The 21664-nt window shown below is 72.1% G+C and carries 24 protein-coding genes; 17 read left to right on the forward strand and 7 right to left on the reverse strand.

Features of this window, described 5'->3' with window-relative positions:
* Nucleotides 1-34: 34 nt before the first annotated feature.
* The 3 genes from ACCP09_RS20045 to ACCP09_RS20055 all read left to right on the forward strand — a co-directional run bounded on the left by ACCP09_RS20045 (nt 35) and on the right by ACCP09_RS20055 (nt 2017).
* Nucleotides 35-631, forward strand: coding sequence for a DUF2537 domain-containing protein (locus ACCP09_RS20045; RefSeq protein WP_433748806.1), 597 nt, complete (start codon nt 35-37; stop codon nt 629-631).
* Nucleotides 631-984, forward strand: a complete 354-nt coding sequence (locus ACCP09_RS20050; RefSeq protein WP_378335063.1) for an MmcQ/YjbR family DNA-binding protein — start codon at nt 631-633, stop codon at nt 982-984. Before ACCP09_RS20045 ends, ACCP09_RS20050 begins: the two co-directional genes overlap by 1 nt.
* Before the next feature lie 511 nt (nt 985-1495).
* A complete protein-coding gene (locus ACCP09_RS20055; RefSeq protein ID WP_433748810.1) occupies nt 1496-2017 on the forward strand; it encodes a hypothetical protein in 522 nt (173 codons plus the stop codon).
* A 125-nt stretch (nt 2018-2142) separates the two neighbouring features.
* Here ACCP09_RS20055 and sepH read toward each other — a convergent pair whose 3' ends face one another.
* On the reverse strand, nt 2143-2925 hold the full coding sequence (gene sepH, locus ACCP09_RS20060) for a septation protein SepH (RefSeq protein WP_433748812.1): 783 nt from the start codon (nt 2923-2925) through the stop codon (nt 2143-2145).
* Between the two features lie 84 nt (nt 2926-3009).
* Here sepH and ACCP09_RS20065 point away from each other — a divergent pair, with 84 nt between their 5' ends.
* The gene (locus ACCP09_RS20065) at nt 3010-4239 is read left to right on the forward strand and encodes a glycosyltransferase 87 family protein (protein ID WP_433748815.1); all 1230 of its coding nucleotides are present in this window, start codon (nt 3010-3012) and stop codon (nt 4237-4239) included.
* Here ACCP09_RS20065 and serC read toward each other — a convergent pair.
* Genes serC through ACCP09_RS20080 form a run of 3 tightly spaced genes read right to left on the reverse strand, consistent with a single transcriptional unit; the run spans nt 4147 to nt 7297 of the window.
* Nucleotides 4147-5271 (reverse strand): phosphoserine transaminase, encoded by a 1125-nt coding sequence (serC, locus tag ACCP09_RS20070; protein WP_020416879.1) that lies wholly within the window; start codon nt 5269-5271, stop codon nt 4147-4149. The genes ACCP09_RS20065 and serC overlap by 93 nt on opposite strands.
* 54 nt (nt 5272-5325) lie before the next feature.
* Nucleotides 5326-6678: a serine hydrolase domain-containing protein gene (locus ACCP09_RS20075; RefSeq protein WP_123684748.1), complete on the reverse strand. Its 1353-nt coding sequence runs from the start codon at nt 6676-6678 to the stop codon at nt 5326-5328.
* 4 nt (nt 6679-6682) lie between these two features.
* Nucleotides 6683-7297 carry a TetR/AcrR family transcriptional regulator gene (locus ACCP09_RS20080; protein WP_027933863.1) on the reverse strand — a complete coding sequence of 205 codons (615 nt, stop codon included), beginning with the start codon at nt 7295-7297 and terminating at the stop codon, nt 6683-6685.
* 54 nt (nt 7298-7351) lie between these two features.
* Between ACCP09_RS20080 and ACCP09_RS20085 the strand changes: the two genes are divergently transcribed.
* Entirely contained in the window at nt 7352-8551 is a 1200-nt protein-coding gene (locus ACCP09_RS20085) for an MFS transporter (protein WP_433748820.1), read from the forward strand.
* Nucleotides 8552-8573: 22 nt separating this feature from the next.
* Here ACCP09_RS20085 and ACCP09_RS20090 read toward each other — a convergent pair whose 3' ends face one another.
* Nucleotides 8574-9716: a citrate synthase 2 gene (locus ACCP09_RS20090; protein WP_433748823.1), complete on the reverse strand. Its 1143-nt coding sequence runs from the start codon at nt 9714-9716 to the stop codon at nt 8574-8576.
* 242 nt (nt 9717-9958) lie between these two features.
* Here ACCP09_RS20090 and ACCP09_RS20095 point away from each other — a divergent pair, with 242 nt between their 5' ends.
* From ACCP09_RS20095 to ACCP09_RS20140, 10 genes are all read left to right on the forward strand, one after another.
* Entirely contained in the window at nt 9959-10261 is a 303-nt protein-coding gene (locus tag ACCP09_RS20095) for an urease subunit gamma (RefSeq protein ID WP_123684750.1), read from the forward strand.
* 10 nt (nt 10262-10271) lie between these two features.
* A complete protein-coding gene (locus tag ACCP09_RS20100) occupies nt 10272-10568 on the forward strand; it encodes an urease subunit beta (protein WP_433748827.1) in 297 nt (98 codons plus the stop codon).
* Nucleotides 10565-12271, forward strand: a complete 1707-nt coding sequence (locus ACCP09_RS20105) for an urease subunit alpha (protein ID WP_433748830.1) — start codon at nt 10565-10567, stop codon at nt 12269-12271. Before ACCP09_RS20100 ends, ACCP09_RS20105 begins: the two co-directional genes overlap by 4 nt.
* Complete coding sequence (locus tag ACCP09_RS20110) at nt 12271-12936, forward strand: urease accessory protein UreF (protein ID WP_433748833.1); 666 nt, start codon at nt 12271-12273, stop codon at nt 12934-12936. The genes ACCP09_RS20105 and ACCP09_RS20110 overlap by 1 nt, the downstream gene beginning before the upstream one ends.
* Nucleotides 12926-13624 (forward strand): urease accessory protein UreG, encoded by a 699-nt coding sequence (gene ureG, locus ACCP09_RS20115; RefSeq protein ID WP_027933869.1) that lies wholly within the window; start codon nt 12926-12928, stop codon nt 13622-13624. Before ACCP09_RS20110 ends, ureG begins: the two co-directional genes overlap by 11 nt.
* Nucleotides 13621-14373 (forward strand): urease accessory protein UreD, encoded by a 753-nt coding sequence (locus ACCP09_RS20120; protein ID WP_433748837.1) that lies wholly within the window; start codon nt 13621-13623, stop codon nt 14371-14373. Before ureG ends, ACCP09_RS20120 begins: the two co-directional genes overlap by 4 nt.
* Before the next feature lie 37 nt (nt 14374-14410).
* Nucleotides 14411-15082: a pyridoxamine 5'-phosphate oxidase gene (gene pdxH / locus ACCP09_RS20125; protein ID WP_027933871.1), complete on the forward strand. Its 672-nt coding sequence runs from the start codon at nt 14411-14413 to the stop codon at nt 15080-15082.
* Between the two features lie 89 nt (nt 15083-15171).
* Nucleotides 15172-16458, forward strand: coding sequence for an MFS transporter (locus ACCP09_RS20130; RefSeq protein ID WP_400988814.1), 1287 nt, complete (start codon nt 15172-15174; stop codon nt 16456-16458).
* 38 nt (nt 16459-16496) lie between these two features.
* Nucleotides 16497-17216 carry a VOC family protein gene (locus tag ACCP09_RS20135; protein WP_433748841.1) on the forward strand — a complete coding sequence of 240 codons (720 nt, stop codon included), beginning with the start codon at nt 16497-16499 and terminating at the stop codon, nt 17214-17216.
* A 307-nt stretch (nt 17217-17523) separates the two neighbouring features.
* Nucleotides 17524-18879, forward strand: a complete 1356-nt coding sequence (locus ACCP09_RS20140) for an APC family permease (RefSeq protein ID WP_378364045.1) — start codon at nt 17524-17526, stop codon at nt 18877-18879.
* Here the strand turns inward: ACCP09_RS20140 and ACCP09_RS20145 are convergent.
* Both ACCP09_RS20145 and ACCP09_RS20150 read right to left on the reverse strand, forming a co-directional pair.
* Nucleotides 18821-19651, reverse strand: coding sequence for an MBL fold metallo-hydrolase (locus tag ACCP09_RS20145; protein ID WP_433748844.1), 831 nt, complete (start codon nt 19649-19651; stop codon nt 18821-18823). The two genes, ACCP09_RS20140 and ACCP09_RS20145, sit on opposite strands and share 59 nt — an antisense overlap.
* A complete protein-coding gene (locus tag ACCP09_RS20150; RefSeq protein WP_027933876.1) occupies nt 19648-20223 on the reverse strand; it encodes a TetR/AcrR family transcriptional regulator in 576 nt (191 codons plus the stop codon). Before ACCP09_RS20150 ends, ACCP09_RS20145 begins: the two co-directional genes overlap by 4 nt.
* Nucleotides 20224-20290: 67 nt before the next feature.
* Between ACCP09_RS20150 and ACCP09_RS20155 the strand changes: the two genes are divergently transcribed.
* Both ACCP09_RS20155 and ACCP09_RS20160 read left to right on the forward strand, forming a co-directional pair.
* Nucleotides 20291-21199 (forward strand): aldose 1-epimerase family protein, encoded by a 909-nt coding sequence (locus tag ACCP09_RS20155; RefSeq protein WP_123687196.1) that lies wholly within the window; start codon nt 20291-20293, stop codon nt 21197-21199.
* Complete coding sequence (locus tag ACCP09_RS20160; protein ID WP_433748849.1) at nt 21192-21656, forward strand: GNAT family N-acetyltransferase; 465 nt, start codon at nt 21192-21194, stop codon at nt 21654-21656. The genes ACCP09_RS20155 and ACCP09_RS20160 overlap by 8 nt, the downstream gene beginning before the upstream one ends.
* Nucleotides 21657-21664 lie beyond the last annotated feature (8 nt).

Raw genomic sequence — 21664 nt, forward strand, 5'->3', positions numbered from 1 at the left:
GACGTCCTGGCGTGACGGCCGGAAAGGTGCATGCGTGGAATTGCGGGTCCGCGGCGACCGCGCCGTGCTCAAGGGGCACGGCGACGTGTACACGCGCGAGATCGACCCCCACAGCCTCGCGCTGGGTGTCGAACTGGCCGACGCGCTGCACGAGTGGGCACAGGTCGCCGCGGCGCTGCGGCGGTCGGCGAACGACCCGAGCGAGGCCGCGACCGTGGTGTCCCGGCGCGGGCAGCAGCTGGCTTCCCGCGTCGCCGGGGTGATGGGCACGCCGGTGCACTACGTGGATCCGGTGACCGGTGAGCAGGTGGTCGTGCCGCCGCCACCGCGCGCCGATGAGCCGCCGCGGCTGTTCGCCGGGGTCGGGGACGAGCCGACGCCGTGGGCGACCGGGCTGGTGGTGGCCGGGTTCGTGGCGGCGGTGGTGATCGTCGCGATGATGGCGCTCGCGATCGCGCTGGCCGCGGAGACCGCGGGCTGGCTGGTCCTGTTGGCGGCGGTCGTGGTCACCGCCGGGATCGCGCCGTCGCTGTGGCTGGCGCGGAAGCTGCCGATCATCCGGTGGGTCGCGCTGGGTGCGGCGGCCGGGGTCGTGCTGTCCTGGTTCGGCGTGCTGGCCGTCGTGTTCTGATGGACCCGCTCTCGCTGCTTCGTGAGACCTGCCTGGCGCTGCCGGAGGTGGAGGAGCGGCTCAGCCACGGCGAGCCGACGTGGTTCGTCCGCGGCCGCAAGGCGTTCGTGATGTACGCCGACCACCACCACGACGACCGGGTGGCGTGCTGGTGCGCCGCGCCGCCCGGAGCGCAGGAGGAGATGGTCGCGGCCGAGCCGGACCGGTTCTTCCGGCCGCCTTATGTCGGGCACCGCGGGTGGCTCGGGGTGTACCTCGACGTGCCGGTGGACTGGGCCGAGGTGCGGGCTGTCGTGCGGGAGGCGTACCGGGTGGTGGCGCCGAAGTCACTGGCCGCCCGGCTGGAGGGATGACCAGCGGCCGACGCCCGGCGCCCTGCGCGTAGGGCAGGTGGCCGTCGAGCGCGCCACCGGCGCCGATGGCGAGGAGACCGGCCGCGGCCCAGAAGCGGGCGTTGTCGGGGCCGGAGCGGTTCGAAGCGAGGAAGCACCCCGCGGCGACGGTGTTGGCGACCGCGTGGATCGCCCCGACGCGGCGCTGTTCGGTGGTCAGTCCGGCGAACTCGGCGAGGCCGGTGAGGACCGTCGGCGGGTCGCGGCCAGGCCGATCGTGACCAGGCTTCGGGCTGGCCGGTCAGGTCGAGCGCCGCCAAGGACAGCCACGCCCCGATCGGCAACGTGACCAGCAGCGGGCGCACGGGATGGCCGAGCCAGGCGCCCCGGAGCAGGCGGTCCGCGGCGCCGGGACCGATCACTTTGCGGAGGCGGCGGGGTCCACGGCGCGGAGGGACTCGGCGGCGGTGAGCTGGCTTCCAGTACCCCGCGGCGGCGGTTCGATTCGGCTGGCGCGGGTAGACGTGCCCGCATGTGGGGACGAGCGGTGGCGCACGGCGCGGTCGCCGGGCTGGCGGGCGTGCTCGTGATGACGGCGGCGGAGAAGGTCGAGCAGCGGTTCACCGGACGGCCGGACTCGCACGTGCCGGGGCGGACCCTCGCGCGGCTGCTCGGCCTTCCGGACGGCAGGCGGCGGTCGGTGAACCTGGCGATGCACTTCGGGCAGGGCGCGCTCCTGGGGGCGCTGCGCGGCGTGATGGCGACGGCCGGGCTGCGCGGCCCGTGGGCATCGGCGATGTTGTGGGCGGTGCGGCTGACGAACGACCAGACGCTGGAGAACGCGACCGGAGTGGGGGCGCCGCCGTGGACCTGGCCGCGGCGGGAGCTCGTCGTGGATCTGGCGCACAAGGGCGTTTACGCGGCGGGGACCGGCGTGGTGGCGGATTGGCTGGCTTCGCGTTATGGGGAGGGGCCGGGGCAGCGGCATGCGTCGCTGCTGCCGGGGCGGCGGTCTGATGTGGGGCCGGTGCCGCGCAGTCGATCAGGGCAGTAATGGGAGACGACGCACGCGGAGCCAACCGTCGGCGAGCACGACGACTGCGCCGCTCGCCAGATCGTCCTCGACCGTCGGAACCCGAGTTGCGGAACTCGCACCACAGTTGCACAGCACCGAAGCGCTCAGCCGCGTTGGCTGCGGACTCCCAGTAGGACGTCTTCCCAGGCCGGGACCGCTGGGTGGGCCTTCTTCTTCGGCTTCGGCTTGGCGGCCGACGGGTCCGGTTGCGCGTCGATGTCGAGCGTGGGGTGCTCGTCCACCGGCTCGGGCTCGGGCTCCGGCAGGGGCTCGGCCTCGGCGCCCACCGCCCGCAGCGTCCGCGGCGTGCGGTGCGGGTCCAGCAGGTCCTCGGCGTGCTCGTCCAGCGCCGTGACCGTGCCGCCGTGCGCGCCGGCCGAGAACTGCCAGTGCGCGGCGTTGTCGGAGCGCCCCGCGGTCCACCGGAGCGCCACGATCCACCGGCCGTCGTCGCCGCGCCAGGCGTCCCACGACGCCTGCGAGTAGTCCTGGCCCCGCACGCCGAACGCGTAGGCCACGATCTCGCCGAGCGTCCGCAGGTCCGGGCCGTCCTCGCGGACCGGGTGCGCCGACTGCGCCAGCTCGGCGGTGCGGGACCGCTCCAGCAGCACCGGGTACGCGAACCGCTCCACCCGTTCCACCGAAACCCCGGCGGCGTCCGCGACCTGCTGCACCGACTCGCCGGCCCGGATCCGGGCCTGGATCTCGCGTGGTCGCATCTGGCTCTCCGTCTCGATTTCGATCTGCCCGAGCCTCGGCACGTCGCCCCGGACGGCCGCGCGCAGCTTCTCATCGGCGGGCAGGAGGAAACGCTCGCGCCGCGCCGGGTCTTCGCACACGATGGACTTACCGTCCTCGTGCAGCCCGACCACTCTCAGCGTCCGCATCCGCTTCCTCCTGACTTCACCTTCGGATGTTCACGGTAGGTCGGCGCGTCCGCTTGACGGGGCAGGCGCGCCGACACTTTTTGGTTGATCTTGCAGCAATTCCACCCGTTCGGCCACCCGGACGCGACCCCGGTGATCAGGATCCGCGAGTATTGCGCGGTGGGGCGGAGGGTGCTGGCCACGGGAGTGGCGATCGAAGTCGTGCTGGTCGGGATCCTGCTGGCGTGGAAACGGTTGGACGGCCTGGATCTGGACGTCTACCGGCTCGGCGCGCAGGCGTTCTTCGACCGCGGTGACCCGTACGGCCCATTGCCGCCTACGCGGAACGGAACACTCCTGCCGTTCACCTATCCGCCGTTCGCCGCGTTCGTTTTCGCGCCGTTGCTGGTGATTCCGCCCGATGTCGCGCTCGTCGGGATCACCGTCGTGTCCGTCGTCGCGCTCGGCGCGGTGCTCGCGTTGTGCTTTTCGCCGTACGACCGGCGGCTGCACGTGTTCGGCGGCGCCGCGCTGATCGTCCAGGCGGTGGCGTTGTTCAGCGAGCCGGTGCGCGCCACGCTCGGGTTCGGGCAGATCAACCTGCTGCTCGTGCTGCTCGTCACGGTCGACGCGCTCGCCCCGGTCCGCCGCCGCGGATTCCTGGTCGGGCTCGCCGCCGCGGTCAAGCTGACCCCGGCCGCGTTCGTGCTGTTCTTCTTGCTGCGCAAGGACTTCCGCGCCGCCGGACGAGCGGTCGCGACGTTCGCCTGCTGCGCGGCCCTGGCGTGGGCGATCGCGCCGCAGGCCTCGGTCACGTACTGGACGAAGCTGGTCTTCCAGGGCGAGCGGGTCGGCGACCCGGGCTACATCGGGAACCAGTCGCTGCACGGCCTGCTCGCCCGGCTCGGCGCGCCGACCTGGGCGTGGCTGGTCGCGGTGGCCGTCACCCTCGTCGTCACCGCGCTGGTGATGCGGCGCGCCGACGCCGTGGTCGCGCTGTTGGCGTGCGCGGTGGGCGCGCTGCTGGTCTCACCGGTGTCCTGGACCCACCACTGGGTGTGGGCGGCGCCGGTGATCGGGGTCCTGACGTGGCGAGGGCGGCGGTTCCGGCCGCTCGTGCTCGGAACCGCCGCCCTCGCGACAGTGGTGTTCGTGGTCAGCCCGCTGTGGGACCACCGGAGCGTCTGGCCGCTCGCCGAGAGCTACGTCCTCACCGGCGTGCTGCTGCTCCTCGTGCTGGGACTAGTCGCCAAGCCGCTCGACGACCCACTCGATGCAGCTCGTCAGCGCCGTGACGTCGCCCGGCTCGATCGCGGGGAACATGCCGACGCGTAGCTGGTTGCGGCCCAGTTTGCGGTACGGCTCGACGTCGACGATGCCGTTGGCGCGCAGCACCTTGGCGACCTGCGCCGCGTCGACCTCGTCCACGAAGTCGATGGTGCCGACGACCTGCGAGCGCAGCGACGGGTCCTTCACGAACGGCACGGTGTAGCTGGTCTCCTCGGCCCACTCGTACAGCCGCGTCGAGGAGTCCTGCGTGCGCGAGACCGCCCAGTCGAGACCGCCGTTGGACAGCATCCACTCGATCTGGTCGGCCAGCAGGAACAGCGTCGCCACCGCCGGGGTGTTGTACGTCTGGTCCTTGCGCGAGTTGTCCAGCGCCGTGGTCAGCGACAGGAACTCGGGGATCCACCGGCCGCTGGAGCCGATCTTCTCGACCCGCTCGATCGCCGCGGGCGACATCAGCGCCAGCCACAGGCCGCCGTCGGAGGCGAAGCACTTCTGCGGCGCGAAGTAGTAGACGTCGAAGTCCTCGGCCTTGACCGGCAGGCCGCCTGCGCCCGAGGTGGCGTCGATCGCGACGAGCGCGCCCTCGCTGCCCGCGGGGCGGCGCACCGGCACCGCGACACCGGTCGAGGTCTCGTTGTGCGCCCAGCCGACCAGGTCCGCGCCCTGCTCGTAGGCGATCTCCGGGGCGCTGCCCGGCTCGGCCTTGACCACGATCGAGTCGCCAAGGAACGGCGCGTCCGAGGTCACCTTGGCGAACTTCGACGAGAACTCGCCGTAGGTGAAGTGCTGCGCCCGCTCGTTCACCAGTCCGAACGCGGCGGCGTCCCAGAACGCCGTGGTGCCGCCGTTGCCGAGCACCACCTCGTAGCCGTCGGGCAGGGAGAAGAGCTGGGACAGACCGGAGCGCACCCGTCCGACGAGGGACTTCACCGGCTTCTGCCGGTGGGAGGTGCCCATGTAGGCGGCGCCCTCGGAAGCGAGGTTCGCCAGCTGCTCCGCCCGGACCTTGGACGGTCCGCAGCCGAAGCGCCCGTCGGAGGGCTTCAGTTCAGCCGGAATGGTCAGCTCATCGGTCATGGCCCCAGTCTCGCAGGTCGTGTTTCCGCCGCGTGACGGCGGTGGCGGGTCCCACTATGCGGTACGCCAGCCCTCCGGGTCGACGCCGCCGGGGACGGGCGCCGCCGGGTCGTACGGGGTGCGCGTGAAGACGAACGTCGCCAGGTCCAGGTGCCGCGGCGTGCCGTCCGTGTCGCGGCCGACGCGCAGCGTCTCGCCCGCGTAGTAGCCGTCCAGCCCGAGCCACTCGTCCTGCGCAACCGGGCGGAACCGGGACGCCCGGCCCATTCCGTTGACCGGGGCGAGGCTCAACATGCCGCCCGGGATCAGCCGCAGGTGGTACGGCGTCGGGCCCCAGTGCCACAGGCCGGTGAGGGTGAGCAGCGACCGGTCCACCTCGGACGGGCGCCACTCCTCGGGCAGGTTCGGCTCCTGCTCGTCGGCGATCGAGATCAGGTCGACCGCCAGGCCGAGGATCGCCGGGCCGGAGGTGGTGTTGGCGAAGGTCAGCGCGCCGGTGCCGGTGACCTCGTCGACCAGCGTGCAGGCGAGGAACCCGGGCATCGACCCGGTGTGCCCGGCCAGCCGCCTGCCCTGGTGGCGCAGGACCTGCAGGCCCAGGCCGTAGCCGGAGGTCCAGGCGTCGGCGTCGTCGACCGTGGCGACCGCGCGCATCTCGGCCACGGTGTCCGGGCTGAGCACGTCCGCGCTGTCGCCGCCGACGAACGCGGTCCAGCGGGCCAGGTCGCGGACGGTCGACCACAGCTGCCCGGCCGGGGCCATCGCGCCGGCGTCCGGGCTGGGCTCGGGCAGCAGCAGGTCGGCGAACGGGTGCACCGCCCAGCCACGCGCGTGCTTGCCGGTGGGGTGCGGCGTCGTGCGCGACATGCCCAGCGGTTCGAGGACCTCACGGTTGAGCGCGGTCAGCCAGTCGGTGCCGCGGTGGCGGGCGACCAGTTCGCCGAGCACGCCGTAGCCGACGTTGGAGTAGTGGAACCGGCTGCCCGGGCGGTTCTTCAGCGCGTCCTTGGCGAGGCTCGCTTCGAGCGTGGCCCAGTCGCCGCCTTCGCTGCGCTCCCACCACGAGCCGGGGGACTCCGAGGTCAGGCCGCCGGTGTGCGAGAGCAGCTGCCCGACGGTGGAGGCGCCGAAGCTCGTGCCGGGGACGTGCTTGTCCAGCGGGTCGTTGAGGTCGAGGCGGCCCTCGTCGCGCAGGCGCATCACGAGCGCGGCCACGATCGACTTGGTGATCGAGCCGAGGCGGTACTGGGTGTCGTCGTCGGGCGCGGCGCCCTCGACTGAGCCCCGCGCGCCCCACCAGGCGACCTCGCCGTCGCGGACGACAGCGGCGACCATCGACGGCGCGCGGCCGTTCACCTGTTCCAGGGACAGGCGGCGGAGCAGGGCGAACTCGGTGCTGGGCAGCATGCCGTCATTCTGCCGCGCGGGGCGCGAGGAGCTCCGTGAGGGCGAACTCGAGGGAGCCGAGCAGGCGGCGGTGCAGCTCCGATCCGGGTGCGGCCTGCAGCAGGTGCTGGGCGAAGCCGTCGGTGAGGGCGACGACGACGTCGGCGAGCTTGCCTGCGTCCAGGTCGTCGCGGACGTGCCCGTGGCGCTGGGCCTGGCCGAGGAAGTCGGCGGTCTGCGCGCGCATGAACTCGTAGCCCTCGCGCAGGTGGTCGGCCCACTCCGGGAGGACGGCGGCGCGCGCGGCGAACGCGAGGACGACGATGACCTCGGCGCGGCGCTGGTCGTCCAGCGGCAGGGCCTCGGCGACCAGCGCGCGCAGCATGGTGAGCAGGTGGCCCTGCGGGACCCGCATCCAGCGCTGCTCGATGTACTCGCCGGTGAGGTCGAACGCGAAGCGGAACAGCTCGTCGCGGGTGGCGAAGTACTTCTGCACGGCGCCCGCGGAGAGCCCGGCCTCGGTGGCGACGGTGCGGACGCTGACCGCTTCGATGCCCTCCCTGGCGATCAGCCGGAGCACGGCTTCCGCGATCTCCCGGCGGCGCTGCTCGCGGTCCACGATCTTGGGCACGGTTGCCATCCTAGGTTCGGCCGCTTTAGGATACGATCGTATCTCGAAACCTGAGGGGTGGCGATGGCGCAGGGGAAACGCCGCGCGAGTCAGAACGAGTTGGCCGCGGCGTTGACGCGTGGGCCGGTCGAGGTCCTGGACTTCTTCCTGCCGCTGTGGGCGGGCAGCGCGCTGGGCGCGAGCGCGGCCGGGGTGGGGGCCTTGACGGCCCTGGAGACCCTGGTGTCGTTCGCGGTGCGGCCGCTCGCGGGGGCGCTGGCCGACCGCTTCGACCGCGGGCGGCTGGCCGCCATCGGCGCTGTCCTCTATGGACTGTCGTTCGCCGGGTACGCGGTCACCCCGGGGCTGGGGCCGGCTTTCGCGGCGGCCGTGCTCGGCGGGGCCGGCGGGGCGATTTTCTGGGTGGCGCTGCGTGCCCGCGTCGGCGAAGGGCTCGACGGCGACAAAGCCGCGTTCAGCAAACTGTTCTCGGCCGAGGGCGGCGGCACGTGGATCGCCTTCGTGGCCGCCATGACACTGGTGCCACGCATCGACTACCGCGGCGTGTTCTGGCTCGGCGCGGCCGCCTGCGCCGTCGCGGCGGTGGTGATGCTCGCGCCGACCGGGCCGGCCGCACCTCGGACGACGGCCGGGCAGGGGACGACGGCCGGGCAGGGGACGACGGCCGGGCAGGGGTTCGGCCAGCTGGGCCGGCGGTTGCGGCCGATGCTGCTGCTCGTGGTGATCACCGCGCTCGCCGAGGCGGGCGTGGCGCTGTTGCTGCTGATGCACCTGCAGCGCGGGCACCACCTGCAGCTGGGCGAGATCGCCGGGGTGTTCCTGCCCGGCTTCATCGTCTACACGACACTGCCGGAGTACCTGCACAAGGTGACCGGGCGGCTGGGCCGCACGACGGTGCTGTCGCTGGCGATGGGGTGCAGCGCGGTCTTCGCGGTGGGGCTGTCGTTCGCGCCGAACCCGCTGGTGCTGACCGGGATGTGGGTGCTGTCGGCGGCCGCGTTCGCCGCGGCGATCCCCGTCGAGCAGGAGATCGTGGCCGAGGCCGCGGGGGTGAGCCTCGGCCGGGCGATGGGCATCTACGAGAGCGCGACGCTGCTCGGCGCCACCATCGGCGCCTTCACCGCCGGCCTGCTCTACGGCACCGGCTCCGGCTGGCGGGCGGCCTGCCTCGGCGCCGCGGTGATCCTCCTGGCCGGCGCGGCCCTGGTGCGCCCGGTGCTGCGCGCGGTGACAGCACGCGAAAAGGCCCCGGAACCGCAGTGATCCCGGGGCCTTCCGCGACGGACTACAGCGGCTTGACCGCCGACCAGCCCTCGACCTCCTCCGGCGAACGCGGGCCGGGGCCGACGTAGCTCGCCGACGGGCGAACCAGGCGGCCGGTCTGCTTCTGCTCCAGGATGTGCGCCGCCCAGCCCGCGGTGCGCGCCGAGGTGAACATGGCCGGCATCATGTGCGTCGGGACCTGCGCGAAGTCCAGGATCACCGCCGCCCAGAACTCCACGTTCGTCTCGATCGCGCGGTCCGGGCGCCGCTCGCGCAGTTCGGCCAGCGCGGCCTGCTCCAGCGCCTCGGCCACCTCGTACCGCGCGGCGCCCAGCTCGCGGCACGTCCGCCGCAGCACGCGGGCCCGCGGGTCCTCGGCCCGGTACACCCGGTGCCCGAAGCCCATCAGGCGCTCCTTGCGGTCGAGGATCCCCTTGACCACCTTGCGCGCGTCGCCTTCCTTCTCCACCGCTTCGATCATCGGCAGCACTCGCGCGGGCGCGCCGCCGTGCAGCGGCCCGGACATCGCGCCGATCGCGCCGGACAACGCGGCCGCGACGTCCGCGCCCGTCGACGCGATCACGCGCGCGGTGAACGTCGAGGCGTTCAGGCCGTGCTCCGCCGCCGACACCCAGTACGCGTCGACGGCCTTGACGTGCGCCGGGTCCGGCTCGCCGCGCCAGCGGATCATGAACCGCTCGGCGATCGTCTGCCCCGCGTCGACCGCGGACTGCGGCACGGCGGGCACCCCGACCCCGCGCGCGGACTGCGCCACGTACGACAACGCCATCACCGAGGCGCGCGCGAGGTTTTCCCGCGCCTCCTCGTCGCTGATGTCCAGCAGCGGCCGGAAACCCCAGATCGGCGCGACCATCGCGAGCGCGGCCTGCGCGTCGACCCGGACATCGCCGGTGTGCACGGGGATCGGGAACGGCTCGGCGGGCGGCAGTCCGTTGCCGAACCTGCCGTCGACCAGCAGGCCCCAGACGTCGCCGAAGCTGACCTTGCCTGCCAGGTCTTCGATGTCCACGCCCCGGTAGCGCAGCGCGCCGCCGTTGCGGTCCGGCTCGGCGATCTGAGTGCGGAAGGCGACCACGCCTTCCAGACCGGGCTTGAACCCGTCGTCCGGTTCAGTGTTGTTCGCAACGGGCGCTGAGGTAGTCACTGGTGAAACCTTTCGCTGCGCATTTTTCCCCGACATGGAGTTGTTACGCGCGCGTGACGCGCTCGGGGGCGCCTCGTCGCACGGTGACCACACCATGCCCCTCGAACGGCCTAGGGGCAATCGAAGAAAGCGGTGGTTTCGGTCACGATTACGAGAACGATTCAGCCGGATGAGCCGTTCGCACGTAAATCCTGTGTTTCGCGCCTGCGTGTCGCCGTCCGCGCGGTGATAGACCTGAGCGCATGCACTTGAGCCCCCAGGAGCGCGACAAGTTGCTGGTCCACGTCGCCGCCGACGTGGCACGGCGGCGGCTGGAGCGCGGCGTCCGGCTGAACTACCCGGAGGCCGTCGCCCTCATCACCGACCACGTCCTGGAGGGCGCCCGCGACGGCCGCACCGTCGCCGAGCTGATGTCCAGCGGCCGGTCGGTGCTGTCCAGGGAACAGGTGCTCGACGGCGTGCCCGAGATGGTCGACTCGGTCCAGGTCGAAGCCACCTTCCCGGACGGCACGAAGCTCGTCACCGTGCACGACCCGATCGTCTGAGGAGCACCGAGTGCGTCCAGGAGAGATCATCCCGGCGGAGTCACCCGTGCAGATGAACCCCGGTCGCCCACGCGTGCGGTTGCGAGTGAGCAACACCGGTGACCGGCCGGTGCAGGTCGGCTCGCACTACCACTTCGCGGTGACGAACCCGGCGCTCGAATTCGACCGGGCGGCCGCCCGCGGTCACCGCCTGGACATCCCCGCCGGCACCTCCGTCCGCTTCGAGCCGGGCGTCGAGCGCGAGGTCGACCTGGTGCCGCTGGCCGGCCGCCGGGTGGTGCCGGGCCTGCGAAAGGACAGCGAGTGACCAGCATCGACCGCGAGCGCTACGCCGAGCTGTTCGGGCCCACGACCGGCGACCGGATCCGGCTGGCCGACACCGACCTGCTCATCGAGGTCACCGAGGACCGCAGCATGGGCGCCGGCTCCGGCGACGAGGTGATCTTCGGCGGCGGCAAGGTGATCCGCGAGTCGATGGGCCAGGGCATGGCGACCCGCGCCGAGGGCGCGCCGGACCTGGTCATCACCGGCGCCGTCGTGCTCGACCACTGGGGCGTGGTCAAGGCCGACGTCGGCGTGCGCGACGGCCGGATCGTCGGCATCGGCAAGGCGGGCAACCCGGACACCATGGACGGTGTCGACCCGGCCCTGGTGATCGGGCCGGCCACGGAGGTCCTCTCCGGCAACGGGAAGATCCTCACCGCGGGCGGCGTCGACTGCCACGTCCACTTCATCTGCCCGCAGCTCGTCGACACCGCACTGGCCTCCGGCCTGACCACGCTCGTCGGCGGCGGCACCGGCCCGTCGGAGGGCACGAAGGCCACCACGGTCACGCCGGGGCCGTGGAACCTGGCCCGGATGCTGCAGGCGATGGACGGCCAGCCGGTCAACGTCCTGTTGCTGGGCAAGGGAAACACGGTCCGGCCGGAAGCGCTGCGCGAGCAGCTCGCCGCCGGCGCCGGCGGGTTCAAGCTGCACGAGGACTGGGGCACCACGCCGGCCGCGATCGACGCGTGCCTGTCGGTGGCCGACGAATCCGGCGTGCAGGTGGCGATCCACACCGACACGCTCAACGAGGCCGGGTTCCTGGAGTCCACTGTGGACGCGGTGGCCGGCCGGTCGATCAACGCCTACCACACCGAGGGCGCGGGCGGCGGGCACGCGCCGGACATCATCAAGGTCGCCGGGCTGCCGAACTTCCTGCCGTCGTCGACCAACCCGACGCGCCCGCACACCGTCAATACCCTCGACGAGCACCTCGACATGCTCATGGTGTGCCACCACCTCAACCCGTCGGTGCCGGAGGACCTGGCCTTCGCCGAGAGCCGCATCCGCCCGAGCACGATCGCGGCCGAGGACGTGCTGCACGACCTCGGCGCCATCTCGATGATGAGCTCGGATTCGCAGGCGATGGGCCGGATCGGCGAGGTGATCATCCGCACCTGGCAGACCGCGCACGTGATGAAACGCCGCCGCGGTGCGCTGCCCGGCGACGGCGCGGCGGACAACCTGCGGGCCCGTCGTTATGTCGCCAAGTACACGATCAACCCGGCCATCGCGCACGGGATGGACGGCGAGATCGGCTCGGTCGAGGTCGGCAAGCTCGCCGACCTGGTGCTGTGGGAGCCCAAATTCTTCGGCGTCAAACCGCACGTGGTGCTGAAGGGCGGGTTCGTCGCGTGGGCCGCGATGGGCGACGCGAACGCGTCCATCCCGACCCCGCAGCCGGTGCTCGCGCGGCCGATGTTCGGCGCCGCGCCGTCCGTGGCCGCGGCGAGCAGTCTGTACTTCGTCGCGCCGGAAGCGCTCGACACCGGCCTTCCGGTCACCCGGCCGCTGGTGCCGGTGCGCAATGTGCGCCGCGTGACGAAGGCCGACATGGTGCTCAACGACGCGCTGCCGGACATCCAGGTCGACGCGGACAGCTTCGCGGTGCACGTGGACGGCGAGCTGATCGAGCCGCAGCCGGTCGCCGAACTGCCCATGGCCCAGCGGTACTTCCTGTTCTGATGGGCACCTCCGCGATCCTGCTGGCCGATTCCCGGTTCCCGGGCGGCGGCCACGTGCACTCCGGCGGCCTGGAGGAAGCCGTGGCCCGCGGGCTGATCCGCGAGGTGCGCGACCTGCCGGGGTTCCTGCACGGTCGCTTGTGGACGGCCGGGTACCTCGCCGCCGCCTTCGCCGCCGCGTCCGTGGTGTGCAGGCAGTGGACGCGGCTGGACGAGGAACTCGATGCGCGCACGCCGTCCCCGGCGCAGCGCGCGGCCTCGCGCGCCCAGGGCCGCGGCACCGCGCGCGCCGGCCGGATCGCCTGGCCGTCACCGGTGATCGACGAGCTGCTGACGGCCACCCCGCGCCCGCACCATCCGATCATCACCGGCGCGCTCACCGCTGTTTCCGGCGGCACACCGCGGGACGCGGCGCTGGCCGTCGCCTACCTCGCGGTGAGCGGGCCGGCGAGCGCGGCGGTGCGGCTGCTGGGGTTCGACCCGTTCGCGGTCAACGCGGTGGTCGCGGCGCTCGCGCCCGACCTGGACGCCGTGGCGGACAAGGCGGCCGACTGCGCCGGAACCGATCCGGCGCGGCTGCCGTCCCCGGGATCACCGGCGCTGGACCTGCTCGCCGAAGCACACCTGCGCCACCACCAGGAAGAGGTGCGTCTCTTTGCCAGCTGAACACGGACACGGGCACGGCCACGTGCACCCGGTCAACTTCGACCCGACGGCCACCGAACCCGACCGCTACGAGGCGCCGCCGTCCCGCGGCCGGGCCTTCCGCATCGGCATCGGCGGGCCGGTCGGCAGCGGCAAGACCGCGCTGACCGCCGCGCTGTGCCGCGCGCTCGGGAACGAGATCGACCTCGCGGTCGTGACCAACGACATCTACACCACTGAGGACGCCGACTTCCTGCGCAAGGCCGGCGTGCTCGACCCCGCGCGCATCGAGGCCGTGCAGACCGGCGCCTGCCCGCACACCGCGATCCGCGACGACATCACCGCCAACCTGGACGCGGTGGAACGGCTGGAGGAGCGGTTCCCCGGCCTGGAGCTGGTGATCATCGAAAGCGGCGGGGACAACCTGACGGCGGTGTTCAGCCGTGGGCTGGCGGACAGCCAGATCTTCGTGGTCGACGTCGCGGGCGGGGACAAGGTGCCGCGCAAGGGCGGGCCGGGCGTCACGACGGCGGACCTGCTGGTGATCAACAAGATCGACATCGCCCATCTGGTGAACGCCGACATGGACGTGATGACCTCCGACGCCCACCGCATGCGCGGGGAGCTGCCGGTGATCACCCAGTCGCTGGTGCGCACGCCGGACGCCCCCGACGTGGCGGCCTGGGTGCGCAAGCAGCTGGCCGGGTGAAGGCGCACGCCCGGCTCGTCGCCGAGGTCGCCGGCGGGCGGACGGTGCTGCGGGAGCTGAAGTCGATGGCGCCGCTGACCCTGGTGCCACGGCGGAGGTCCGGTCCGGCGGCCCAGGTCCACCTGGTCAACTCGGCGACCTCCCCGCTCGGCGGGGACGAGCTGGTGCTGGAGGTCTTCGTCGGGCCGGGCGCGGACCTGCGGCTGTCCGGTGTCGCCGCGACGCTCGCGCTGCCCGGGCCTGCCGCGGCGGCCAGCCGGTCGTCCGTGCGCGTCGAGGTCGGCGCCGGTGGGTCGCTCGCGTACCTGCCGGAGCCGACCGTGGTCACTGCGCGGGCGCGGCACACCGCGGAGCTGGTCGCGACGCTCGACGAGACCGCACGTTTCCGCACGCGCGAGGTGCTGGTTCTCGGCCGCGCGGGTGAAGCACCCGGACGGCTCACCACGTCGCAGCGCGTCACCTCGGGCGCCAGGCCGGTGCTGGACCAGACCCTCACCGTCGGCGACCCGGCCCTCGACGCCAGCGTCGCCGTCCTGGCCGGGCACCGGGTGCTGGCGACCGAACTGCTGGTCGGCGACGAGGTGGTGGAGCCGTCGAGCGGCGACTGGTGGGCGGTGACGCCGTTGCCGGTCGCGGGCTGCCTGATCACCGCGCTCGCCCCGGACGCGGTCACCGCCGAGGAGCTGCTGGGCCGTGGCAGGTGTCACCGTTCGCTGGCTTTCGGAGTGGCCCCCCAGGCCCTAACGTGAGCTGTTACGGGTGAGTAAGCGGGTCGGAGGTTGGCACATGCCAGAGGTCGAAAACATCGACGACGTTGCGGTACGCCTTCCCGGCATGCGGGTGGCCTACGACGGCGAGGCGCTGGACGAGGCCGACCTGGCCGGCAGCTGGACCGAGCAGCTGCAGGACTGGCTCAACGAGGCCATCGCCGCCGGGGTCGCCGAAGCCAACGCCATGGTGCTGGCGACCGCCGACGCCGAAGGACGACCTTCCTCCCGCACCGTGCTCTGCAAGGGCCTCGACGAGCGCGGTGTCGTGTTCTACACGAACTACACCTCGAAGAAGAGCCACGACCTGACCGTGACCCGGTACGCCTCGGCGACCTTCCCCTGGTACGCGCTGCAGCGGCAGGTGACCGTGCGCGGCGAGGTGGAGAAGGTCAACGTCAAGGAGACCGCCGAGTACTGGAAGCAGCGCCCGCGCGGCTCGCAGCTCGGGGCGTGGGCGTCGCCGCAGTCGAAGGTCGTCACGAGCCGCCGGGACCTGGACGTCGCGCTGTCCTCGATCGAGCGCCGCTTCGGCGACGTCGAGGAGGTGCCGCTGCCGCCGCACTGGGGTGGCTGGCGCATCCGGCCCGAGATCGTCGAGTTCTGGCAGGGACAGCAGAACCGGCTGCACGACCGGCTCCGCTACGTGCGCACCCCGGACGGATGGCACATCGAGCGTGTCGCCCCCTGACCCCCGCGCGCGAGTCCCACGTTCCCGTCCTGCGGCCGGCGAGCTAAATCACCGGCGGCAGTTAGTTAGCGCGGCTAAACTGGTCGGTTGTGAGTGTCGAGGCGGGGTCGCAACGGGGTAAGAAGCGCAAACTGCTGAAATCGGTCGTCGTGGACGTGCGGCCGCTGCGCACGCCCGCCTTCCGGCGCCTGTTCACCGGCACCGCGATCACCGCGATCGGCAGTCAGCTCACCACCGTCGCCGTGCCGAAGCAGGTCTTCGACCTCACCGGCTCGTCCGGGTACGTCGGCCTGACCGGCATCGTCGCGCTGGTGCCGCTGCTCGTCTTCGGGCTGTGGGGCGGCGCGATCGCCGACACCGTCGACCGCCGGAAGCTGCTCATCTTCGGCAACGCGGGCATCGCCGTCGTGTCCGCCCTGCTCTGGGCGCAGGCGTTCTTCGACGTCGGCTCGGTGTGGCTCGTTTTCGTGCTCCTGGCCTTCAACCAGGCGTTCTTCGCGATCAACATGCCGACCCGCAGCGCGATCGTGGCCCGGCTGATCGAACCGGAACTGCTGCCCGCGGCGGCCGCGCTGTCCGGCACCGTCAACACGTTCGGCATGGTGTTCGGGCCGATGGCCGCCGGCGCCCTGATGCCGGTGATCGGCCTGCCCACGCTCTACCTCATCGACACGATCGCCCTGGTCATCGCGCTGTACGCGGTCTGGCGGCTGCCCCCGCTGCCACCGCTGTCCGGCACCGTCCGGGCCGCCGGCCTGAAGGACGTCCTCGACGGCTTCCGCTACATGGGCACCCAGAAGGTCCTGCTCGCGTCGTTCGTCGTCGACATCATCGCGATGGTCGCCGGCATGCCGCGCGCGTTGTTCCCGGAGATGGCCGAGCGGACGTTCGGCGACCCGCCCGGCGGTGGCCTCGCCCTGGGCTGGCTGTACGCGGCGATCCCGATCGGCTCCGTGGTCATCGGGCTGTTCTCCGGCTGGCTCGGCCGCGTCCGCCGGCAGGGCGTCGCCGTCACGATCGCGATCTGCGCGTGGGGCCTGGCCGTGGTCGGCTTCGGGCTGTCGAGCTCGTTGTGGCTCGCCGTGGTGTTCCTGTGCCTGGCCGGCGCCGCGGACATGGTCAGCGCGATCTACCGGCAGGCGATCCTGGTGATGGCCGCGACCGACGAGATGCGTGGCCGGATGCAGGGCGCGTTCACGGTCGTCGTCGCCGGCGGGCCCCGGATCGCCGACCTCACGCACGGCTGGACCGCGGCCGCGGTCGGTACGGCCGCCGCCGCGACCGGTGGCGGCGTGCTGGTCATCGTGTTCATCGCGATCGCCGTCGCGCTGCTGCCCGCGTTCTGGCGTTACCGGGCCGCGGCGGTCACCAAGTAGGACGGGAACTGACCTGCTCGGCTCCTACCGTTCGCGGTATGAGCTCCGTCGACACCAACCAGCCCGAGGGCACCCCGACCTGGATGGCCCTCACCGCCCCCGACCTGCCGCGCGCCGCCGCGTTCTACCGCGCCGTGTTCGGGTGGACCACGCGCGACGACCTGTTCCTGCTGGGCGACCGCGTGGCCGCCGGGTTCGCCGAAGGCGCCCCGGCCTGGACGACGTACCTCGCGACCGCCGACTGCGACGCCACCGCCAAGCGGGTGCGCGCCGCGGGCGGGCAGGTCGTCGAGGGTCCCACCGAATTCGGCGGCCGCGCCCGCATCGCGCTGGCGGTGGACCCGGTCGGCGCCCGGTTCGGGCTGTGGCAGGGCCGTGAGCTGCCCGGCTGCCAGGTGGTCAACGAGCCCGGCTCGCTCGTCCGCAACGACCTGACCACGGCCCGGCCCGAGCACGCGCGCGCCTTCTACCCGCAGGTGTTCGGCTTCACGCTGGACCGCAACGCCGACCTGCCCGAGCTGGACTTCACGTTCCTCCGCCGGCCCGACGGGCACGAAGTCGGCGGGATCATGGGCGTGCCGGGCCCCGCGGACTCCAGGTGGGCGACGACGTTCGAGGTGGCCGACACGGACGAGACGATCGCGCGGGCGCTCGCGGCCGGCGGGAAGTCCACCGAACCGGAGGACTTCGTGTACGGCCGCATGGCGACGATCACCGATCCGTCCGGAGTGGAGTTCGGGGTCATCGCGCGGGCCTGACCGTCCGGTGTGGTCACCCCGGGGCCGGCGGATCTCGGGACACCGCCGGCCCCGCGGCAGGCGCGGCGCGGACGCGCTCGGCCATTCGGCAGGGGCTGCTCTTCGTCGAGCAGCCGGCACGGGGCCGGAGGCGTTCGGGGTGCCATCCTCCGGCCCGTGGTTCAACAGATCTCCGGCAGGCGTGTCATCCCGGTCTCCCGTCGAAAGCCGTCGACGCACCGGTGTTACCTCCCAGCGTTGATCCAAACGGCGGGCATTCCCCCGAAAGCGTGGCCCGGCAAATCGGATTGCGGCACACTTCTCGGGCATGGCTGAGGTGAGCGCTACTCAGGAACCGGCCCTCAAACGGGTCATCGGCCCGAAGCTCCTGCTGTTCTTCGTGGTCGGAGACATCATCGGCACCGGCGTCTACGCACTGACCGGGCAGGTGGCCGGCCGCGTCGGCGGCGCGCTGTGGCTACCCTTCCTCCTGGCGTTCGTGGTCGCGTTCATGACCGCGTTCAGCTACCTGGAACTCGTCGGGAAGTACCCGAAAGCGGCAGGCGCCGCGCTCTACACCAACCGCGCCTTCCGGATCCCGTTCCTGACGTTCATGGTCGCGTTCGCGGTGATGTGCTCGGGCATCACGTCCGCGTCCTCGGCCGCGATCGCGTTCGCCGACACCTACCTGAAGGAGTTCGTCGACCTCCCGGGCTGGCTGATCGCGCCGCTGTTCATCGTCGGCCTGGCTGCCATCAACTTCCGCGGCGTGAGCGAGTCGGTGAAGACCAACGTGGTGCTCACCTGCATCGAGCTGTCCGGTCTGCTGATCATCATCGGCGTCGGGGTGTGGGCGGTGCTCAACGGCTCCGGTGACGCCGGCCGCCTGGTCGAGATCGACACCGCCGACCAGACCGCGCTCGTCGCCATCACCTCGGCGACCTCGCTGGCGTTCTTCGCGATGGTCGGGTTCGAGGACTCGGTCAACATGGCCGAGGAGTGCCGCGACCCGGTGCGCATCTTCCCGAAGGCGATGCTGTGGGGCATGGTCGTCGCGGCCACCATCTACGTGCTGGTGTCGCTGACCTCCTCCCTGCTGGTACCGGCCGACGAGCTGGCCGCCGCGAAGAGCAACGCCCTGCTGAAGGTGCTCGACGTCGGCGCGCCCGGCTTCCCGCGCGAGGTGTTCTCCGCGATCGGCCTGTTCGCGGTCATCAACTCGGCCCTGATCAACATGCTGATGGCCAGCCGCCTGCTCTACGGCATGTCGAACGAGCGGATCATCCCGAAGGTGCTCGGCAGGGTGCACCCGCTGCGCCGCACGCCGTGGGTGTCGATCGTGTTCACCAGCCTCATCGCGATCGTGCTGGTGTCCACGGTGGACATCAGCGTGCTCGGCGGGACGACGGCGCTGTTGCTGCTGGTGGTGTTCGCCATCGTCAACGTCGCGGTGCTGGTGCTGCGCCGGGAGAAGGTGGACCACCCGCACTTCCGCGCGCCGACGATCATCCCGGCGCTGGCCGCGGTGTTCTGCCTGTACCTGGTGAGCCCGCTGTCCGGCCGCCCGGCTCGGGACTACACGATCGCGGCGATCCTGCTCGGCGTCGGCATCCTGTTGTGGCTGGTCAACTGGTTCGCGATGCGTGCTTCAGGAACCAGGGATCGTGCGCCGACAGCACCGTGACCTCGTCGCCGTGGTCGCGCACCAGCTCGCGCAACCGCCGGTGGTTCTCCCGCCGCGCGCCCGGCACGGTCTCCACCCGGGCCTCGAACCACGCGAGGCCCGGGGTGGCGTGCGCGCGAAACGGATCGATCTGACCGTGGTGGAAGAACGCGTCACCGGCGTGCAGCAGCCAGCCGTCGCCGGTGTCCACCGCGACCCCGGCGTGCCCGCGCGTGTGCCCGCCGAGCGGGACCAGCAGGATCTCCGGTGGCAGCCCCTTCAGCTCGCGCACCGCACCGAAGCCGAACCACTCCTCGCCGGTGTCCGGATAGCTGCTCCACTGTGGACCGTGCGCGAAGTGGACCTGCTTGTACCGCAGGCGTTCCTTCGCGTCACGCGGTGATTGCAGCGCACGCAGCTCCTCGGCGTAGACGTGCACGGTGGCGTGCGGAAAGTCGACCAAGCCGCCGGCGTGGTCGAGGTCGAGGTGGGTCAGGACGACGTGCCGGACGTCCTCGACGTCGTAGCCGAGCCGCCGGACCTGCTCGGCGGCGGTCTCCGCCACCGACGTCCGCACGCCGACCATGCGCACGAACTTCGCACCCAGCCACTCGTCGGCGCGGTCGACGGCAGGCGACCCCATGCCGGTCTCGATCAGGACCAGTTCGGCGCCGGTGTCGACGAGCAGGCAGTGGCAGACCAGCTCGGCGCGGTGCAGGAACCCGCCGCGGCCGTCGATCAGACGCCCGCCGAGCGGGCGCATGGTGCCGCAGTTGAGGTGGTGGACCTTCATGACAGCTCCCGTTCGAAGGTGGCGCGCAGGTGCTCGCCGACGGCGTGCAGCGGCGCGAGGTCGTGCTGGGTCTTGGCCAGGAGCAGGGCGCCCTCGATGGCGCTGAGCGCGATGGTCGCCAGCGTCGCCGCCTTCTCCGCCGCGATGCCCTGTCCGGTGAGGTACTCGGTGATGACGGCGTGCCAGGACGTGTACCCGTCCGTGCACGCCTGCCGGATCGGTTCGCTGTCGCCTGCGTCGAGTGCGACTGTCGCGATCGGACAGCCGGACCGGTAGCCGGTGTCGACCAGGTTGCGGCCCAGCGCGTCGATCACCCGCGTGATGGCCGTTGCGGCGTCCGGCGCGGAGTCGAGCGTCGAGCGCAGCAGGGCCGCCATGTTCTCGCTGGAGAACGCGACCGCCTCGGCGGCCAGCTGCTCCTTGCCGCCGGGGAAGTGGAAGTAGAGGGAACCCTTCGGCGCACCTCCGGCGCTGACCAGCTGGTTCAGCCCGGTGGCGTGGTAGCCCTGCGTGTGGAACAGCTCCGCGGCCGAGGCGACCATGCGGTTGCGGGTGTCGGTTCTCCGGACCATGTCGATCACCGTAGCGCAAACTATGACGACCGGTCTAGTTAGTTCTTCGGGCGCTATGTTCGTCGGCATGGCCAACCCCACGGGACAGCAGTTCGAGATCACCCGCGGCAACGCGCGCGCCGTCGTCACCGAGATCGGTGCGGGCCTGCGGGCGTTCGAGATCAGCGGCGTGCCCTACCTGGAGACCTTCGCCGAGGACGAGCACCCGCCGAAGGGCGCCGGGCAGATTCTGCTGCCGTGGCCCAACCGGACCAAGGCCGCGCGGTGGACCTACCAGGGCGAGGAGCAGCAGCTGGAGGTCACCGAGGAGGCCCGCGGCAACGCCATCCACGGCCTGACCCGGCACCGCGAGTGGACGCTCGTCGAGCACGCCGAATCGTCGATCACGTTCGAGATCGAGGTCGGGAAGCAGCCGGGCTGGCCGGTGCCGCTGCAGGCGCGGATCACCTACGACCTGGCGCCGCGCGAGCTGACCGTCACCCACGAGATCCGCAACGAGGGCGAATCCGCCATCGGGGTCGGCGTGGGCGCGCACCCGTACTTCCGCATCGGCGACGTGCCGACCGACGAGCTGACGTTGACCCTGCCGGCGACCCGGGTGCGCCCCTATGTGGGTGACCAGCAGCTGCCCTACGGCGACGAGCAGGACACCGCGGGCACCGAGTACGACTTCCGCGCGGGCCGGGTGCTCGCCGAGGTCGACCTGGACACGGCGTTCGGCGGTCTCGTCGCGGCCGAGGACGGCCGGTTCCACCACGTCCTGTCCCACGGCGAACGCAGCGTCGACGTGTGGGCCGGGCCGGACTTCGGCTGGGTGCAGGTGTTCACGCCCACCGACCTGGTCGGCCGCGGCCGCGCCGTCGCGATCGAGCCGATGACGTGCCCCGCCGACGCGCTGAACTCGGGCACCGATCTGATCGAGCTGGAGCCGGGCGGCTCGTGGACCGGCAGCTGGGGCATCCGCGTCCATGGCTGACCCCGTCCGGCTCGGCGCGGCGGACGCGGGCGAGCTGCTCACCCTGCAGCGCGCCGCGTTCCTCACCGAGGCGCGGGCCCACCGCGACTTCGACCTGCCGCCGCTGCGCGAGACCCTCGACGAGCTGCGCGCCGTGTTGTCCGATCCCGACGTGGTCACGTGGGGCGTCCGCGAGTCGGGGCGGTTGGTCGCGAGTGTCCGGATCCGTTTCCGGGGTGAGGTGGGCGAGGTCGGACGGCTGGTGGTCGCGCCTGATCGTCAGGGCGCGGGACTCGGCTCGGCGCTGATGAAGGCCGCGGAGGACCGGCTGCCGCCGGAGGTGCGGGTGCTGCGGCTGTTCACCGGCGAGCTCAGCAAAGGCCCGCTGCGCTTGTACGCCCGGCTGGGATACGTCGAAACCGGACGAACCCCCGAGGCGCACTACCACCTCGTGCACCTGGCGAAGCGGTTCCGTTAGCGTGGCTC

It is taken from the genome of Amycolatopsis sp. 3B14, from assembly GCF_050958625.1.
GTDB classification, from domain to species: domain Bacteria; phylum Actinomycetota; class Actinomycetes; order Mycobacteriales; family Pseudonocardiaceae; genus Amycolatopsis_E; species Amycolatopsis_E thermoflava.